The sequence below is a fragment of the Pseudomonas sp. FBCC-B545 genome, from assembly GCF_059134095.1.
In genome coordinates, this window is the sequence record NZ_CP101441.1 from 1,916,976 (window position 1) to 1,933,985 (window position 17,010).

The 17,010-nt window shown below is 61.4% G+C and carries 16 protein-coding genes; 4 read left to right on the forward strand and 12 right to left on the reverse strand.

Going from position 1 to position 17,010, the window contains the following annotated elements; all coding sequences use genetic code 11:
• Positions 1–262 precede the first annotated feature (262 nt).
• Both NMB39_RS08910 and NMB39_RS08915 read left to right on the forward strand, forming a co-directional pair.
• A complete protein-coding gene (locus NMB39_RS08910) occupies positions 263–1,660 on the forward strand; it encodes an aspartate aminotransferase family protein (RefSeq protein WP_494339397.1) in 1,398 nt (465 codons plus the stop codon).
• A gap of 82 nt (positions 1,661–1,742) precedes the next feature.
• A complete protein-coding gene (locus tag NMB39_RS08915) occupies positions 1,743–1,967 on the forward strand; it encodes an MbtH family protein (RefSeq protein ID WP_057022992.1) in 225 nt (74 codons plus the stop codon).
• A gap of 109 nt (positions 1,968–2,076) precedes the next feature.
• On the opposite strand, the gene NMB39_RS08920 is transcribed toward NMB39_RS08915, so the two are convergent.
• The 8 genes from NMB39_RS08920 to minC all read right to left on the reverse strand — a co-directional run bounded on the left by NMB39_RS08920 (position 2,077) and on the right by minC (position 10,283).
• A complete protein-coding gene (locus NMB39_RS08920; protein ID WP_306958461.1) occupies positions 2,077–3,423 on the reverse strand; it encodes an amidohydrolase in 1,347 nt (448 codons plus the stop codon).
• Positions 3,424–3,439: 16 nt separating this feature from the next.
• Complete coding sequence (locus NMB39_RS08925) at positions 3,440–5,605, reverse strand: mechanosensitive ion channel family protein (protein ID WP_306958460.1); 2,166 nt, start codon at positions 5,603–5,605, stop codon at positions 3,440–3,442.
• Between the two features lie 72 nt (positions 5,606–5,677).
• Positions 5,678–5,854: a hypothetical protein gene (locus tag NMB39_RS08930; protein ID WP_164484829.1), complete on the reverse strand. Its 177-nt coding sequence runs from the start codon at positions 5,852–5,854 to the stop codon at positions 5,678–5,680.
• Between the two features lie 214 nt (positions 5,855–6,068).
• Positions 6,069–7,358: a M18 family aminopeptidase gene (locus NMB39_RS08935; RefSeq protein WP_005789967.1), complete on the reverse strand. Its 1,290-nt coding sequence runs from the start codon at positions 7,356–7,358 to the stop codon at positions 6,069–6,071.
• A 184-nt stretch (positions 7,359–7,542) separates the two neighbouring features.
• On the reverse strand, positions 7,543–8,178 hold the full coding sequence (locus tag NMB39_RS08940) for an RluA family pseudouridine synthase (RefSeq protein ID WP_005789965.1): 636 nt from the start codon (positions 8,176–8,178) through the stop codon (positions 7,543–7,545).
• A 96-nt stretch (positions 8,179–8,274) separates the two neighbouring features.
• Positions 8,275–8,529: a cell division topological specificity factor MinE gene (gene minE, locus NMB39_RS08945; RefSeq protein ID WP_003175252.1), complete on the reverse strand. Its 255-nt coding sequence runs from the start codon at positions 8,527–8,529 to the stop codon at positions 8,275–8,277.
• 3 nt (positions 8,530–8,532) lie between these two features.
• Positions 8,533–9,345: a septum site-determining protein MinD gene (gene minD, locus NMB39_RS08950; protein WP_003175251.1), complete on the reverse strand. Its 813-nt coding sequence runs from the start codon at positions 9,343–9,345 to the stop codon at positions 8,533–8,535.
• A 200-nt stretch (positions 9,346–9,545) separates the two neighbouring features.
• Entirely contained in the window at positions 9,546–10,283 is a 738-nt protein-coding gene (gene minC / locus NMB39_RS08955) for a septum site-determining protein MinC (protein ID WP_034117002.1), read from the reverse strand.
• Between the two features lie 119 nt (positions 10,284–10,402).
• Here minC and NMB39_RS08960 point away from each other — a divergent pair, with 119 nt between their 5' ends.
• Complete coding sequence (locus NMB39_RS08960) at positions 10,403–11,338, forward strand: lipid A biosynthesis lauroyl acyltransferase (protein ID WP_057022989.1); 936 nt, start codon at positions 10,403–10,405, stop codon at positions 11,336–11,338.
• 30 nt (positions 11,339–11,368) lie between these two features.
• Entirely contained in the window at positions 11,369–12,517 is a 1,149-nt protein-coding gene (locus NMB39_RS08965) for a patatin-like phospholipase family protein (RefSeq protein WP_494339396.1), read from the forward strand.
• Between the two features lie 111 nt (positions 12,518–12,628).
• Here NMB39_RS08965 and NMB39_RS08970 read toward each other — a convergent pair whose 3' ends face one another.
• The 4 genes from NMB39_RS08970 to NMB39_RS08985 form a co-directional block, all read right to left on the reverse strand.
• Complete coding sequence (locus tag NMB39_RS08970) at positions 12,629–13,414, reverse strand: outer membrane protein OmpK (protein ID WP_198719152.1); 786 nt, start codon at positions 13,412–13,414, stop codon at positions 12,629–12,631.
• Between the two features lie 231 nt (positions 13,415–13,645).
• Complete coding sequence (locus NMB39_RS08975; RefSeq protein ID WP_124412796.1) at positions 13,646–14,995, reverse strand: nucleobase:cation symporter-2 family protein; 1,350 nt, start codon at positions 14,993–14,995, stop codon at positions 13,646–13,648.
• A gap of 175 nt (positions 14,996–15,170) precedes the next feature.
• A complete protein-coding gene (locus NMB39_RS08980) occupies positions 15,171–16,445 on the reverse strand; it encodes a urate hydroxylase PuuD (RefSeq protein ID WP_494339395.1) in 1,275 nt (424 codons plus the stop codon).
• A 50-nt stretch (positions 16,446–16,495) separates the two neighbouring features.
• Positions 16,496–16,999 carry an ureidoglycolate lyase gene (locus tag NMB39_RS08985; RefSeq protein WP_005789953.1) on the reverse strand — a complete coding sequence of 168 codons (504 nt, stop codon included), beginning with the start codon at positions 16,997–16,999 and terminating at the stop codon, positions 16,496–16,498.
• Between the last annotated feature and the right edge of the window lie 11 nt (positions 17,000–17,010).

The following is a 17,010-nucleotide window of genomic DNA, read 5'->3' on the forward strand; positions in this document are numbered from 1 at the left end:
TTCAACCCCTGTTCAAATGTGGGAGGGGGCTTGCTCCCGATAGCGGTGGGTCAGTGAGCAAATACAGTGACTGACACTCCGCCATCGGGGGCAAGCCCCCTCCCACATTTGGCTCTTCATTCATCAGTTAACCAGCCCGTTCCCTAAATCCTCTTCTCGCTGATGCGTCTCCAGAACAGGAAATCCGTGCGCATGCCCTTGGGCCAGACGCCAACGGATTGGCAGTTTGGTCACCATCACCCGCGTATTGAGGGATCCAGAGATGTCAGTCGCTACCAGCCGTACCGAAGACGCCGCGGCGCCTGCGGAAACGCTCTATCAGTTCGACGAAAACCCGCTGCTGGCCCGCCAGCGCCAGCAGGAGTCCAACGCCCGCAGCTACCCGCGGCGCATCCCCCTGGCGCTCAAGCGCGCCAAAGGTATTTATGTGGAAGACGTCGAGGGGCGTCGCTTCATCGACTGTTTGGCCGGTGCCGGGACGCTGGCGCTGGGGCATAACCACCCGGTGGTGATCCAGGCCATCCGGCAAGTGCTGAGCGACGAACTGCCGCTGCACACCCTCGACTTGACTACGCCGGTCAAGGATCAGTTCGTGCAAGACCTGTTCGGCATGCTGCCCGCTGAATTGGCGCGGGAAGCGAAGATCCAGTTCTGCGGCCCCACTGGCACCGATGCGGTGGAAGCTGCATTGAAGCTGGTGCGCACCGCCACTGGGCGCAGCACTGTGCTGTCGTTCCAGGGCGGCTATCACGGCATGAGCCAGGGCGCCTTGAGCCTGATGGGCAGCCTGGCGCCGAAAAAACCCCTGGGTGCGTTGCTCGGCAATGGCGTGCAATTCCTGCCGTTCCCGTATGACTACCGTTGCCCGTTCGGCTTGGGCGGCGCGCAAGGTGTGCGGGTCAACCTGCATTACCTGGAAAACCTGCTCAACGATCCGGAGGCCGGCGTGTTGCTGCCGGCGGCGGTGATTGTTGAGGTGGTGCAGGGCGAGGGCGGTGTGATTCCCGCAGACCTCGATTGGTTGCGCGGGCTGCGGCGTATCACCGAGCAGGCCGGTGTGGCACTGATCGTCGATGAAATCCAGAGTGGCTTTGGACGCACCGGCAAGATGTTTGCCTTCGAACACGCCGGCATCATCCCGGACGTGGTGGTCATGTCCAAGGCCATTGGTGGCAGCCTGCCGTTGGCCGTAGTGGTGTATCGCGACTGGCTCGACACTTGGCTCCCGGGCGCCCATGCCGGAACGTTCCGGGGCAACCAGATGGCGATGGCGGCGGGCTCGGCGGTCATGCGCTATCTCAAGGAGCACGACCTGGCGGGCCATGCCGCCGCCATGGGTGAGTGCCTGGCGGAACACCTGCGCATCCTGCAGCGCGACTTCCCGCACTTGGGGGATATCCGTGGCCGCGGGCTGATGCTGGGGGTGGAGTTGGTGGACCCGACGGGCACGCCGGATGTCCAGGGCCACCCACCGGTGCATCGCCAGTTGGCGCCGCTGGTGCAGCGTGAGTGCCTCAAGCGCGGCCTGATCCTGGAGCTGGGTGGGCGCCATGGCAGCGTGGTGCGCTTCCTGCCGCCGTTGGTGATTACCGCCGGCGAAATCGACCAAGTGGCCGAGATCTTCGGGCGCGCCTTGGCGGCGGCGGTTGCCGGCGTCTAATTTTCCAGGCCCTTGATACGTTTCTACAGATATCAGTGCTGCGCGTGGTGCGCAGCCAGCCTTTGAGCGACGGAGAACAGCAATGACCTCAGTATTTGACCGCGATGACATCCTGTTTCAGGTAGTGGTCAACCACGAAGAGCAGTATTCGATCTGGCCCGACTACAAGGCCGTGCCCGAAGGCTGGCGCACTGTGGGCAAGAGCGGCATGAAGAAAGAGTGCCTGGCTTATATCGAGGAAGTGTGGACCGATATGCGCCCGCTGAGCCTGCGCCAGAAGATGGACAGCGCTGAGCTGGTCAACTGATTCACCACAATACCCTGTAGGAGCGAGCTTGCTCGCGAAGAACGCAAGAACGCCGCGGTCACCCTGAGTAAACGCGGCGCTCTGAAGTACTTCGCGAGCAAGCTCGCTCCTACAGGGGGGTGTGGGTGTACAGGTAATCCGTCGCCAGCGACGCCAGCGTCCTCACTCCCACCACCAACGCCGACTCGTCCACAAAGAACCCCGGGTTGTGATTCGGCGCCGCCTTGCTCATGTCCTGATCCCTCGGGGTCACCCCCAGGAACACGAACAATCCCGGCGCTTCCTTGGCATAAAACGAGAAGTCTTCCGCGCCTCCTACCAACGGGCCTTGCACCACGTCATCCCGGGCTGCCCAACGCAGGCTCGGCAGCATTTTCTCGGTCAGTGCCGGGTTGTTGATGGTGGGGTCGTACTTCTCGATGATCGTCACTTCGGCCTTGGCGCCGCCGCTTTCGGCAATTTTCTCTACGGTCTGGCGCACATCTGCATGCAGCTTCTGGCGAATGCCGTAGTCATAGGAGCGGATGGTGCCGGTCATCTCCAGCGACTCGGGGATGATGTTGTAGCGGGTGCCACCGTTGATGGTGCCGATGCTCACCACCGAGGGCGATGACGAAATATTGGTGCGGCGGCTGACCACGGTCTGCAAACCGACAATGGTTTGTGCGCCGACGGTGATCGGGTCGATGCCGTTCCAGGGCTGCCCCGCGTGGGTCTGTTTGCCGAGGATCTTGATGCGCAGGTCGTCGGAGCTGGCCAGGGTCGGGCCCGGGCGGTAGGCGATCTGCCCGGCCGGTACGCCGGCCCACACATGCAGGCCGAACACCGCATCCGGCTTCGGCGCTTTCATCACGCCTTCCTGCACCATCATCTTCGCGCCCCAGGTGTTCTTGCCGTCGGGGCTGAAGTCGCTCGGGCCTTCTTCGGCCGGCTGGAAATAGAACACCACGGTGCCGGGCAAACGCTCGCGCATGCCGGTAAGAATTTTCGCAGTGCTCAGCAGAATCGCGGTGTGGGCGTCGTGGCCGCAGGCGTGCATCACATCGACTTCCTTGCCCAGGTAGGTGCCCTTGGCCTTGGAGGCGAAGGGCAGGTCGGCGACTTCCTTGACCGGCAGCGCATCCATGTCGGCGCGCAGGGCCACGGTCGGGCCGGGCAGGGCGCCTTTCAAGACGGCGACGACGCCGGTTCGCGCCACGCCCGTCTTGACCTCAAGGCCCAGTTCGCGCAGCTGTTTGGCGACCAGCTCGGCGGTGCGGGTTTCGGCGTTGCCCAGCTCTGGATGGGCGTGGATATCGCGGCGGGTTTCGAGCAGGCTCGGTTCAAGGATCTTCGCCTGGGCGGCAATTTCCTCCCGGGCACTATCCTGACCACTGCTGGCGGCAATCACTGCGCTGCTGGCAACCCCGCAGAGCAAGCCGAACACCCATTGATGTGTCAAACCGTTCAAACGCATACAAACCTCTCCTTCTTTATTGTTCTGGTTCTTTCTCCTGCACCGTGCCGGCGGTGACCACCTGCACACTCAAGCGCGGTGTCGCCAGGTCGAGCCCGGCTTCATCCAGGTGGCGCTTGAGCGACAGGTTGAACGCCCGCGACACTTCCCACTGCTTGATCGGTGCGGTCTTGAAGCGTGCGCGCAGGATCGCACTGCCGGACTCGAAGCTTTCCACACCCTGGATCTCCAGCGGCGACCAGATATTACGGCGTTGCAGCGGGTCGTTGCGCATGGCATGCCCGACATCGCGCATCAGCTTGATCGCATCGTCGATTTCCATGTTGTAGGGGATCGCCACCCGGAAAATCGCGTAGCCGAACTCCCGGGAGTAGTTCTTGATGCTCTTGATTTCGCTGAACGGGATGGTGTGCACGATGCCGTCGATATCGCGCAGGCGCACGGTGCGGATGGTCAGGCCTTCCACCGTGCCGAGGTGGCCGCCGACGTCTACGTAGTCGTCGATGGCCAGGGAGTCCTCGATGATGATGAACAAGCCGGTGATCAAGTCGGCTACCAGCGACTGCGCACCAAAGCCGATGGCGATACCGATCACGCCCGCACCGGCCAGCAGTGGCGTGACGTTCATGCCCATGTTCGCCAGGGCCACAATGGCGGCGATGATGAAGATGGTCACGAACAGCACGTTGCGGATCAGCGGCATCATGGTTTGCGCACGCGCGTTGGCCAGGCCTTTGCGTGAGCGGGTCAGGGCGTGGTGGATCGCGGTGTCGCTGAGGATCCAGATCAGCCAGGCAAACAGCAAGGTGCCACCGAGGCCGAACAGCTTCACGGCTATTTCATGGCCGTCACCTTCGGTAAAGCGAATCATCGACAGGCCCCACACCCGCAGCCCCAACTCGATAAACACCAGCCACACCACCAGGTGCACCAGGGTGTAGACAAAGCCTTTGAGGCGCTCGGAGTACAGCGCATGGCGCTTGTGCCCGCGTTGCGGCTTGAGGGCGTGGCGGCGCACCAAGCCGTTGATCACCATGCACAACACCAGCAGCACCGTGCACAGCAGCGACTGGCGCAGGGCGGTGCTGGTGTCGCCGGCCGACAGGAAGGTGGCGAACAGTGAGATCCCCACCAACAGCAAGGCTGGGATGTACCAGAAGGTGCCGATGATCGACAGGGTATCGGTGAGGGCGCGGCGGGTCAGGCGGCGCGACAGCGGCTGGTTGCGGATCAGGTGCGCGATCGGCCGGCGGAAACGCAGGATAAATACGCCCGTGGACAGCGCCGCCATCACATTGGCCACAGTCGCGGCAGTGTGGGCCAGGTGTTGGCCGAGCGCCTCGACCAGGCGCGGGTCGCTCAGGGCTTCACCGAAGGCGGCAAAACTGCCGATCCACCACAACGGGCGGAACGCCTGATGGCGCAGGATATACAGGGCGCGGTGGCGGTGTGGGCCGTCGAGCACGGAGAAGGCAATCACGCAGATCGCCGAGAAACAGGTACCGATCACCAAGGCATAGGCCAGCACCATCGCCAGGGATTTACCCAGGGATGACGGCAGGGCGTAGCTGAGGTAAACCGTGATGACCAGGGCGATCAGCCAGGGCCCGAGCTTGCGCAGGGCAAAGCGCAGCATGTCCCAGGTCCGCGGGTGTTGCGGCAACTCCTCGGGCAAGCCGAAGCGCTCGCGTACCCGGTGGCTGAGCCAGATCAACGCGGCGGCCAGCAGACTCCACACCGCCAGGATCACGGCAAAGCCGAAGATGATCGGCAGCCACTCGTTGGCCGGCAGCATCAGTGCACCCAGTTCATCCTTGGCCAGGTCGACTTCATTCGACCAGCGCCCCAGCGGGCTGTCGGCGCCGGAAAACTGCTGTTCAAAGCCCGACAGCGTACTGCCGATCAACCCGAGCACGCCTTGTTCGGCGGCGGGCTGGGCCTTTTGCGTGGCGGCACGCAGTTTCTTCAGGTCGCTCAGCAATTGGGTGCGCTGCTGGTCATTCTCCAGGGTCTTGATCACCTCGTCCAGCGACTGCCCCAGTGGCACTTCGGCCTGGGGTTGGGTCTTGCTGGAGCTGCCCAGCATGCCGGGCAAGCCTACGGCTTGGGCGGACGTCAGCGGCAGCAGTGTGAGCAGGGCGATCAGCAGGTAGCAGGGCAGGGCAAACAAACGGGAGAACACGAGGCGGTCAACCTTGAAAACGACGAATTGACCGAGTGTACGAGGCCGCTATGCCCAATGCGAGCGCATTTATCATTCCGCCAGTTTGGCGAGAATCTTGTACACCACGGTACCCAGGATCAACAGCATGCCGATCCACATGCCGAACACGCCGAGGGGCTTGTCGCGAAAGTTGAAACCGACCGCGAGCATGATCATGCCGATCACGATGGGAATCAGCATGGCGTGGAAGGAGGACATTGAGATCATGGGAGCAATAGCCTTGTCACAGTGGAAGTTTTGACAAGTCTAGGCGCGATTGCAGGAAGTGCAGGTGATGCAAGTCAGTTTGGCAGTACACAGAACCCACTGTGGGAGGGGGCTTGCTCCCGATGGCGGAGCGTCAGTCACTGAATCTATTGGCTGACCCACTGCTATCGGGAGCAAGCCCCCTCCCACATTCGATCACATTTCGCCCATCAAATCAGGGCAGGTCGCGGCTCGCATAAAACGCACCCAGCACCTTCACCAGATGCGCCAGGTCATGGCTGCCGCACAGTTCACGAATGGAGTGCATGGCAAAGGTCGGCAAGCCGATATCCACGGTACGCACGCCCAGGTGGCTGGCGGTAATAGGCCCAATCGTCGAGCCGCAACCCATGTCGCTGCGGACTACAAAACTCTGCACCGGCACTTCCTCGGCCATGCACAAGTGGCGGAAGAACCCGGCGGTTTCGCTGTTGGTGGCGTAGCGCTGGTTGCTGTTGACCTTGATCACCGGGCCGGCGTTGAGTTTCGGGCCGTGGTTGGCGTCATGCTTCTCGGCGTAGTTGGGGTGCACGCCGTGGGCATTGTCGGCCGATACCAGCAGGGACTTCTGAATGGTGCGTACGAACTCATCACCTTCGGGCAGCAGGCGGCGCAGGGTCTGTTCCAGCATCGGGCCATCGGCGCCGCAGGCCGAGCAGGAGCCGACTTCTTCGTGGTCGTTGCACACCAGCACGCAGGTTTCGTCGGTCTCGCTGGTCAGCAAGGCTTGCAGGCCGGCGTAGCACGACAGCAGGTTGTCCAGGCGCGCACCGGCGATGAAGTCGCCATTGAGGCCGATGACCGCGGCACTTTGGGTGTCGTAGAAACTCAGCTCGTAGTCGAGCACCACATCAGCGTTCAACCCGTGCTCGCGGGCCAACTGCTCGGTGAGAACGGCACGGAAGTCCACGCGTTCGTCGCCGGCAAATTGCGCGAGGATCGGCGGCAGCTCGGTCTGGGCATTGATCGCCCAGCCTTGGTTGGCTTCACGGTTGAGGTGAATGGCCAGGTTGGGAATGATCGCGATGGGCAGTTTGAAGTCGATCAGCTGGCTTTCGACCTTGCCGTCACGGCGGAAGGTGACGCGGCCGGCCAGGGACAGGTCGCGGTCGAACCACGGTGCCAGCAGCGCGCCGCCATAGACTTCCACCCCTAACTGCCAGAAACCCTGGCGTTGCAGCTCAGGCTGGGGCTTGACCCGCAGGCATGGGCTGTCGGTGTGGGCGCCGACCAGGCGGATACCGCCCTGCAGCGGCGAGTGACGGCCGAGCTTGAAGGCGATGATCGAGGAATCGTTGCGGGTCACGTAATAGCGACCGTTGGCCTCGGTCGCCCAGGTGTCGCGCTCGTCGAGTCGCTGGTAACCGGCCGCTTCCAGGCGCTGGGCGAGGGCGGCAGTGGCATGAAAAGGAGTAGGGGAGGCCTTGAGGAAGTCGATCAGGCCTTGATTCAACGCTTCGCGCATAAATAGCTCCAGACAGCAATGCGCGGAGTTTACCGTATTGGTTTGACTCGGTGTCTAGAACTGACACAGAACTGAATGTGGGAGGGGGCTTGCTCCCGATTGCGGTGTGTCAGTGAGCAAATACAGTGACTGACACTCCGCCATCGGGGGCAAGCCCCCTCTCACATTTACCCGTGTTCGCAGCTTAAAAGGGGGCAGGGCACTCGAAGCGCAGGCGCTCGCCGCTTTGCGGATGGGTGAAGCTCAACATGCTTGCATGCAGGCACAGCCGCGGCCAGGCAGCCAACGCTTGTTCATGGGCATACAAGCCATCACCCAGCAATGGATGCCCGATGGACAGCATATGCACACGCAACTGATGCGAACGCCCAGTGATCGGCGTCAGTTCCACGCGGCACCAGTCGCCACAACGCTCCAGCACTTTCCAGAAGGTCAGGGCGTGCTTGCCGAACTCGTGGTCCACCACATGCCGTGGCTTGGTCGGCGGGTCGTAGCGCAGGGGCAGGTCGATGCTGCCGCTGTCCAGTTCCGGCTGGCCCCATGCCAGGGCGGTGTAGGCTTTTTCTGTTTCGCGGTCGTGAAACTGGCGGGACAGTTCGCGGTGGGTGTCGGCGTCGCGGGCCAGCAGGATGATCCCCGAGGTTTCCCAGTCAAGCCGATGGACGATACGGGCTTCGGGGTAACCGTTTTCCTGCAGGCGGGTAATCAGGCAATCCTTGTTGTCGTCGGCGCGACCCGGCACCGAGAGCAGCAGGGTCGGCTTGTTCACCACCAGGACGGCATCGTCCTGATGCAGGATATGGATATTGGACAGCGGCATTAAACAGCCTCGTAACAAACGCCAACGGCGGCTCGACCACCTGGCTCCCGAAGAGGGATCAAGGTGACCGAGCCGCCGTGGCGACCGCCCTTTCGATCAACGATCGGGCAGGGTGATATTGAGTTCCAGAATCGAGCAACTGCCGTCATTTTCCAGGGCGACATGCACGTCATCGTTACCGATATTGACGTACTTGCGGATCACCTCCACCAGTTCCTTCTGCAAGGCTGGCAGGTAGTCCGGCGTGCTGCGTTGGCCGCGTTCGTGCGCCACGATGATCTGTAGACGCTCTTTCGCTACCGACGCGGTACTTGGCTTTTTGTTGGCGCGAAAGAAGTCGAGAAATTTCATTGTTTAGTTGCCTCCAAAGATACGCTCGAAGAATCCCTTCTTCTTGACATCGAGGAAGCGGTGTTCCACGGTCTTGCCCAGCAAGCGATCCACGGCATCGCTGTACGCCTGGCCGGCGTCGCTCTGGTCGTCGAGGATCACTGGCACGCCCTGGTTGGATGCCTTGAGCACGGCCTGGGATTCCGGGATCACGCCCAGCAGGGTCACGGCGAGGATTTCCTTCACGTCTTCAACGCCGAGCATTTCGCCATTGCTGACGCGCTCAGGGTTGTAGCGGGTGAGCAGCAGGTGTTCCTTGATCGGGTCCTGGCCTTCTTCGGCGCGCTTGGACTTGCTGGCCAACAGGCCGAGCATGCGGTCCGAGTCACGTACCGAGGAGACTTCCGGGTTGGTCACCACGATGGCTTCATCGGCGAAGTACATCGCCAGGTGAGCACCGGTCTCGATACCGGCCGGGGAATCGCATACCACGTATTCGAAAGTTTCTTTCAGCTCGGCGAGGACCTTGCCCACGCCCTCCTTGGTCAGCGCATCCTTGTCACGGGTCTGGCTGGCGGCCAGCACGTACAGGTTTTCAAGGCGCTTATCCTTGATCAGGGCCTGTTGCAGGTTGGCTTCGCCGTTGACTACGTTGACGAAGTCGTACACCACGCGGCGTTCGCAGCCCATGATCAGGTCGAGGTTACGCAAACCGACGTCGAAGTCGACGATGACTGTCTTGTGGCCGCGCAGAGCGAGGCCGGTACCGATAGCGGCGCTGGTGGTGGTCTTACCCACACCACCCTTGCCGGATGTAACCACGAGAATCTTGGCCAAGGTGTTTCACCCCTAAGGAAAAAGGACTTTTCAGTCCCTGAAAAACATCTCTTGGAACTCGCTGCAGGCGGACAGCCTTTGTAGGAAAAAGATGCAGTTTCCGCAGGGAAACACCAACTTCCAAATATTCCTACACAAGTCTTGCCGGTTTCGCTTTGCTATCAGAGTCTAGAGATGCTTGGAAAATGCGGCAGTATCCGTTAAAGACGAATGATGTTCAACACATCGCCCGACAGGTTGACCTGCACCGAAGCCCCCCACAGCGGATCACGGCGCAAATCTTCTGAAACCTTGTACTGGCCTGCGATGGACACTAGCTCAGCGGTCAACTGCTGGCAAAAAATCCGGGCCTTGGTATCACCCTTGATGCCGGCGAGGGCGCGTCCGCGCATCGGGCCGTATACATGGATGTTGCCATCGGCAAGAAGTTCCGCCCCCGGGCTGACCGAGGAGATCACCACGAGGTCGCCACCCTGGGCGTAGATCTGCTGCCCGCCGCGTACGGGCGAGGTGATGATCTTTGTTGGCTTGATCGCAGGCTCGGGCGGTTTTTCCGGTTTTTTCTTCTCTTCACCGACCAATGGTTCGAGCGGACGCTCACGGGCGCCGGACGGTGGCAGTACTGGCAGTTCAATGGCGATGGCTGCGGCAATGTCTTCGATACGGCTGGCGCGAATCGCCAGGGTACGCAAGCCATGGGAGCGGCATACGCGCATCAGCCCGGGCAAATCAATCGCCCCTTGGCCGGCCGGGAGCTTGTCCAGGGCCAGCACCAGTGGGGCATTGTTGAAAAAGTTCGGCGCCAGTGCGACCTTGGCGGCCAGTTGGCGGTCCAGGGCATCGAGGTCGTTGCGGGCCAGTTCCAGCACGGTAATGGCGAGCATGCTGCCTTTCAGCTGGAACACGGGATCTTGGTCTAGCGGTTCGGTTTGGCTCATGGTCGGCGAAAGCGGCTTGTCACGAAAAGTGTCGAGACTTATAACGAGAACACTCACCCGCCGCAAGCCGAGTCGAACCGTTGTAGAATGCGCGGCCCTTGTCTTTACCGGAATCTGTAATGGATCGCCCGCGTTTTCGAGCTGTATTTCTTCACCCGCGTTTTTGGCTGCTGTGGCTGGGGCTCGGCCTGCTGTGGCTGGTCACCCAGTTACCGTACCGGGCGCTGTTGACCATTGGTCGCCTGCTGGGCGCGGGCATGTACCGCGTGGCCGGCGATCGCCGCCGTATCGCGGCGCGCAACCTTGAGCTGTGCTTCCCGGAAAAGTCCGCCAAGGAACGCAAACGCCTGCTCAAGGAAAATTTCGCCTCCACCGGCATCGCCTTCTTTGAGATGGCCATGAGCTGGTGGTGGCCCAAGCCGCGCCTGGCGCGCCTGGCCCATGTCGAAGGGCTGGAGCACCTCAAGCAGGCGCAGTTGGAAGGCAAGGGCGTGATCCTCATGGCCTTGCACTTCACCACCCTGGAAATCGGCGCGGCGCTGCTCGGGCAGAAACACACCATCGATGGCATGTACCGCGAGCACGGCAATCCGCTGTTCGACTTTATCCAGCGCCGTGGCCGCGAACGCCACAACCTCGATTCCCTGGCCGTGGAGCGCGACGACGTGCGCGGCATGCTCAAGCTGCTGCGCGCCGGCCGCGCCATCTGGTACGCACCGGATCAGGACTACGGCGCCAAACAAAGCATCTTCGTGCCGCTGTTCGGCATCCAGGCCGCCACTGTCACCGCTACCAGCAAGTTCGCACGCCTGGGCAAGGCGCTGGTTGTGCCGTTCACCCAGGAACGCCTGGCCGATGGCAGCGGTTACCGCTTGGTGATCCATCCGCCGTTGACCGACTTCCCCGGCGAAACCGACGAAGTCGACTGCCTGCGCATCAACCAATGGGTCGAAGCCTCGGTACGCGAATGCCCCGAGCAATACCTGTGGACCCACCGCCGCTTCAAGAGCCGACCGGCGGGTGAACCCAAGCTGTACGAAAAACGCCGCCGATAAGCGCTGGCTTTTCCCACATGGAGTGACGCAATGCGCCCAGTTGAACCGGTCACAGGCTTGATTCTTTCTGGCGGCGGGGCGCGAGCGGCGTATCAGGTGGGAGTATTGGCGGCGATTGCCGAGCTGCTGCCGCCAGGGGCGCCGAATCCTTTTCCGGTGATTGTCGGCACGTCGGCCGGTGCGATCAATGCGGTGAGCCTGGCCAGCGGGGCCACCGATTTCCGTGCGGCTATCCAACGATTGACGGCGTTCTGGCAGGGCTTTCGCAGTCACCAAGTGCTGCGCAGCGACTGGCCGGGGGTGATACGCCAGGCCAGTCGTTTCCTCATCCACAGCCTGTTGGGCCTGGGCGCACAGGTACCAGTGGCACTGCTCAACAGCTCGCCGCTGCGCGAATTATTGCAAGAACGCCTGAACCTGGACGGCATCGACGAAGCCATTCGCTGCAAGCATTTGCAGGCGGTGGCGGTCACGGCCTTCGGTTATGAATCCGGGCAAACGGTGACCTTCTATCAGGGCGGCGGCACCATCGATGCCTGGTTGCGCCATCGCCGGATCGGCGTGCCCACCCAACTGACGGTGGAGCACCTGCTGGCGAGTTCGGCGATTCCGCTGTTGTTTGCGCCGGTCAAGCTTGATCAGGAGTACTTCGGTGATGGCGCGGTGCGCCAGTCGGCGCCGATCAGCCCGGCCCTGCACCTGGGCGCCAGCCGCGTATTGGTGGTCGGCGTGAGCGGCAACCCACGGGGCAATGAACCTTCGATGCAACGCACCTACACCGGCCAGCAGCCGACGCTGGCGCAGATTGGCGGGCATATGCTCAACAGCACGTTCATCGACAGCCTGGAAAGCGATATCGAACTGCTGGAGCGCTTGAACCAGTTCAGCCGCGTCGTGCCTGCTGATGCAGCGGTACAGGGCCTGGCGCCGGTGGAAGTGCTGGTGATTGCGCCCAGCCAGCCGATCGATGAGATCGCTGCGCGGCATCGCCAGGAATTGCCGGCGGCGTTGCGTTTGTTCTTGCGTGGGCCGGGGGCGACCAAGACCAGTGGCGCGGGGGTATTAAGTTACTTGCTGTTCGAGGCGGGGTATTGCAGCGAATTGATCGAGTTGGGGCGCAAGGATGCGCTGGCCAAGCGCGAAGAAATCACTCGGTTCCTCGGCCTGACGCCGAACTGAAAATGTGGGAGGGGGCTTGCTCCCGATGGCGGCGATTCAGTCACAGATACTTTGAATGACACACCGCTATCGGGAGCAAGCCCCCTCCCACATTTTGTCCAGCAGTGTTTATTAGAAGTGGTACTTGACCAGGAAGCTCGCCGTGTCCTGGGTAGTCTTGAAGGCACCGCTGTCTTCGATCCCGTACTTGTTCTTCCAGTAGTCGTATTCAAAACCCACATACAACTGCTTGTCGCCCCAATGCAGCGCCTTGCCCAGGTCGTATTTGACCTGCGGGTTGAAGTGCAGGTTGGCGTGATAAGTGCCACGGGCGTTCTTGTCGTTATCCACCACCCAGTCCATGAAACCGTCGATCAACACATCGGAGTTGCCCACGGGAATGGTGTAGGACCACACCGGGGTGATCTGCCAGACACCATCACCCGGGCGGTTGCCTTCGGTCTGGCGCTGGTAGAAGTTCAACTGGAAGTAGTCGAAGCCAGGAATGTTCAAGTCGATGGCAGGACCGAGCAGGTAGGATTCGTTATCGCCTTCGCCGAACTCGTAGGTGAAGGCCAGCAACACATCCTTGATCGGGCCGAACGACAGGTCCTTGTCGAAAATCTTGCCGAATGACAACCGTGGGCTGAACTCGCCGTAGTAAGTATTGGGGCCGACGTTGCCGTCTTCCTTGCCGTTGTAAAAGATACGGTCCAGGAAGAAGAAGTTGTCGCCATACTTCCAGGCGTCAGCATGTTCGAAGGTGACGGTTTGTTGGATCTGCGGGTTGACGGTAAAGCTCTTGCCCCACAGGTAAGTCAGGCTGTTGTTCTGCCACTGCAACAAGTCGCCGGCTCCGGCTTGGCCAGCGGCCAGCAGGGATCCTGCCAGCATCAGGCCCTTGAACATAGGTTTCATTCGGTTGCTCCCGAGTTAAAGTTTTTTATGGTTTTCTAATCTGGCGCTCTGATGTGGCGCCTTTGGATTCGCTGAAAAAATCATCTGTTTGGTCAGCTTTTATGCTTACAGCAAAAGCCGCGCCAAGGCGGTTAAAAACCGTCGATTCAAGCGGGCGCGGAGAATACTGGCTCCCACGGCCGGGCTCAAGTGCGCCGTTACAGCGCACGCAGGACGGCCATGGAGCATGCTTCAGGTGTGGACGTGCTCAACGGCAACGCGCTCAGCGCCGCCCAGGATGTTGAACAGTATGTTCAGCGACAACGCGCTGAGGGTGGCCATAGCGATGCCACTATGGGTAATCGGACTCATCCATAGCGGCAATTGCGCGAAGAACTCCGGGCGTACCACGGGGATCAGGCCCATGCCGATGCTTACCGCTACCAGCAACTGGTTACGGCGATCAGCAATGTCGGCTTCCTGCAGGATCTTGATCCCGGTCGCCGCCACCATGCCGAACATGGCAATCGCCGCGCCACCGAGTACCGCCGGCGGGATCGACGCCACCAGGTAAGCGGCTTTGGGCAGCAGGCTCAGCACAATCAAGAAAGCGCCGGCCATGATGGTGACCGAGCGGCAGCGCACGCCGGTCATCTGTACCAGGCCGATATTCTGCGCGAAGGAGGAGTGGGTAAAGGTGTTGAAGAAACCGGCAAAGAACGACGCGCCGGCATCACACAGCAAGCCGCGACGCAGCATCTTCGGTGTGACCTCCTGATCGGTGATCTTGCCCAGGGCGAGGAACATGCCGGTGGACTCGACAAAGATGATCACCACCACCAGGCACATCGACAGGATCGGCGCCAACTCGAACCTGGGCATGCCAAAGTGCAGCGGCGTTACCACCTGCACCCACGGTGCCAGGGCCAGGCCGCTGAGGTCGACCATGCCGAGCAGGCCGCACAAGCCGTAGCCCAGCGCCATGCCGATCAACACCGAGATGTTGACCCAGAAGCCGCGCATGAAGCGGTTGATCAGCAGGATGGTGGCCAATACCAGGGCGGCAATCGCCAGGTAGATCGGTGAGCCGAACGTGGCGGCGGCACTGCCACCCCCGGCCCAGTTCACGGCCACGGGAAACAGCGAAAGGCCGATGGCGGTAATCACGGTGCCGGTCACCAACGGCGGGAAAAAGCGCACGACCTTGGACATGAACGGCGCGATGAGCATGCCGAAGAACCCGGCGGCGATGGTCGCGCCGAAGATGCCCTGCAAGCCGATACCGGGCATGCCGGCCATGGCGACCATGCTGCCGACGGCGGCAAAACTGGCGCCCATCATCACCGGCATGCGGATGCCCACCGGGCCGATACCGAACGATTGCACCATGGTGGCGATCCCGGCCACCAGCAGGTCGGCGTTGATCAGGAAGGCGATTTCTTCACGGCTCAAGCCCGCGGCCTGGCCGATGATCAGGGGCACGGCGACGGCGCCGCCGTACATCAGCAAGACGTGTTGCAGGCCAACCAGAATCAGTTGCAAGAGGGGCAGCCGCACCATGGCGGGCGCGGCAGGAATCTGCGGTTCGACTAACTCGGTCATGCAACACCTCGGATCTTTTTATTTTTGTGTTGTTTGCAAAGCAATTTTCAAAACACAGCAGAACCCCTGTGGGAGGGGGCTTGCTCCCGATAGCGGTGTTTCAGTCACTGATGCTTTGAATGACACACCGCAATCGGGAGCAAGCCCCCTCCCACATTGATCCTGTGTGAACCTGTCAGTTGGTGCGGGCTCCTTGGTTGATCCAAGTGCCGATCAGGTCTCTTTCCTGCTGGGTCATCTGGGTGATGTTGCCCAACGGCATGATCTGGCTGGCGACGGCCTGCGCTTGAATGCGTGCCGCCTGCTGCTGGATCTGTGCCGGCGTGTCGAACATCACCCCAGCCGGCGCGGTGCTGAACAACGGGCTGGTCGGCTTGGCCGAATGGCACACAGTGCAGCGTTGCTCGATCACGTGGTGCACCTGGCCGAAGTCGGTGGTGGCCTGGGCCGGTGCCGGTTCAGCGGCAGGCGCTGCGGGCTTCAAACCCCCGCCCAATGCCGTTTCCGGCAGTGGCTGGTATTCAATCGCCGCAGGCGCCTTGGCCACTTCCGGAGCCGGCTTGGGCCCGGTCACATACGCCAGGCTGATCATCGCCAACGCGCCCACCGGCAAGGTCCACGCGTACTTCTGGCTGTTGTGCCGGGTGTTGAAGTAGTGCCGTACCAACACTGCCGCCACCGCGATCCCGGCCAGGATCAGCCAGTTGTATTGGCTGCCATAGGTGCTCGGGAAGTGGTTGCTGATCATGATGAACAGCACCGGCAAGGTGAAGTAGTTGTTGTGCCGCGAACGCAGCAGGCCCTTGGCCGGCAGCGCTGGATCCGGCGTGCGGTTCTCGGCGATGGCCGCCACCAGTGCGCGTTGCGCCGGCATGATGATGCGGAATACGTTACCTACCATGATCGTGCCGATCACCGCGCCCACGTGCAGGTAGGCACCGCGGCCGCTGAACACCTTGCTGAAGCCGTAGGCCGCCGCAATCAACAGCACGAACAGGATCAAGCCGAGCAGGGCAGGGCGCTTGCCCAGGGCCGAGTCGCAGAGGAAGGAGTAGATGAACCAGCCGGCGAACAACGAGCCGATGCCCAGCAACACGCCTTCGGTGCCGCTGAGGCTGCTGCCGGGGGCGAGCAGGTACAGCGTCGGGTTCCAGTAGAACACCACGCACAGCAGCGCGACGCCCGACATCCAGGTGAAGTAGGCTTCCCATTTGAACCAGTGCAGGTTGTCCGGCATGGTCGGCGGGGCCAGTTTGTATTTTTCCAGGTGGTAGATACCGCCACCGTGGATCGCCCACAAGTCACCGGCCAGGCCGCTCTTGGGGTTGACGCGATTGAGGTTGTTTTCCAGCCAGACAAAGTAGAACGAAGCGCCGATCCAGGCGACGCCAGTGATCATGTGAACCCAGCGCACGCTCAGGTTCAGCCATTCCATCAAATGTGCTTCCACAGTCTTTACCTCTCGCCTGTCACCCTGTTGTCGGGTGATCCGGCCTTCTCTTATTGGTGGGGGGCGAGGATCAACCGCTCATCCTCTTTGAAAAAATGCTCATCGCAGTTATTGCCTGTGCCACTGCGATCAACCACCAGGAAGTCATCCCGCTTTTCGATCGTCAGCACCGGGTGGTGCCAGACGCCGCGATGGTAATTGATGCCCTGCCTGCCGTTGGTGACGAAGGCGCGGACCAAGCCTGATACAGGTGCATCGCCAAGTGGCGCGACCACGATCAGAAAGGGGTTGCCGAGCAGCGGAATAAAAGCCTGGCTGCCCAGCGGGTGTCTTTCCAGCATGCATACGGTCAGCGGCATGTCCTGCGCATCGGCGCGGAAGATGCTGATGATGGCGTGATCTTCAGGCTGGGCTGTTTCGACCGTAGCCAACTTGTGAAAGCGCATGGTCGACCCGTTGTTGATCATGAAGTGATCGCTGCCGTCGGTTTCGATAACGTCTCCGAAAGGGGCGAAGGCTTCTTTGGTCAGGGGTTCGATCATCAGTGTGCGCATGGCTGTCTTCT

What these genes read in the sequence shown, in the direction of transcription:
- NMB39_RS08910 (WP_494339397.1), top strand. Translation starts at nt 263, where the DNA reads ATGTCAGTCGCTACCAGCCGTACCGAAGACGCCGCGGCGCCTGCGGAA.
- NMB39_RS08915 (WP_057022992.1), top strand. Translation starts at nt 1,743, where the DNA reads ATGACCTCAGTATTTGACCGCGATGACATCCTGTTTCAGGTAGTGGTC.
- NMB39_RS08920 (WP_306958461.1), bottom strand. Translation starts at nt 3,423, where the DNA reads ATGCGTTTGAACGGTTTGACACATCAATGGGTGTTCGGCTTGCTCTGC.
- NMB39_RS08930 (WP_164484829.1), bottom strand. Translation starts at nt 5,854, where the DNA reads ATGATCTCAATGTCCTCCTTCCACGCCATGCTGATTCCCATCGTGATC.
- NMB39_RS08935 (WP_005789967.1), bottom strand. Translation starts at nt 7,358, where the DNA reads ATGCGCGAAGCGTTGAATCAAGGCCTGATCGACTTCCTCAAGGCCTCC.
- NMB39_RS08940 (WP_005789965.1), bottom strand. Translation starts at nt 8,178, where the DNA reads ATGCCGCTGTCCAATATCCATATCCTGCATCAGGACGATGCCGTCCTG.
- minE (WP_003175252.1), bottom strand. Translation starts at nt 8,529, where the DNA reads ATGAAATTTCTCGACTTCTTTCGCGCCAACAAAAAGCCAAGTACCGCG.
- minC (WP_034117002.1), bottom strand. Translation starts at nt 10,283, where the DNA reads ATGAGCCAAACCGAACCGCTAGACCAAGATCCCGTGTTCCAGCTGAAA.
- NMB39_RS08960 (WP_057022989.1), top strand. Translation starts at nt 10,403, where the DNA reads ATGGATCGCCCGCGTTTTCGAGCTGTATTTCTTCACCCGCGTTTTTGG.
- NMB39_RS08965 (WP_494339396.1), top strand. Translation starts at nt 11,369, where the DNA reads ATGCGCCCAGTTGAACCGGTCACAGGCTTGATTCTTTCTGGCGGCGGG.
- NMB39_RS08970 (WP_198719152.1), bottom strand. Translation starts at nt 13,414, where the DNA reads ATGAAACCTATGTTCAAGGGCCTGATGCTGGCAGGATCCCTGCTGGCC.
- NMB39_RS08975 (WP_124412796.1), bottom strand. Translation starts at nt 14,995, where the DNA reads ATGACCGAGTTAGTCGAACCGCAGATTCCTGCCGCGCCCGCCATGGTG.
- NMB39_RS08985 (WP_005789953.1), bottom strand. Translation starts at nt 16,999, where the DNA reads ATGCGCACACTGATGATCGAACCCCTGACCAAAGAAGCCTTCGCCCCT.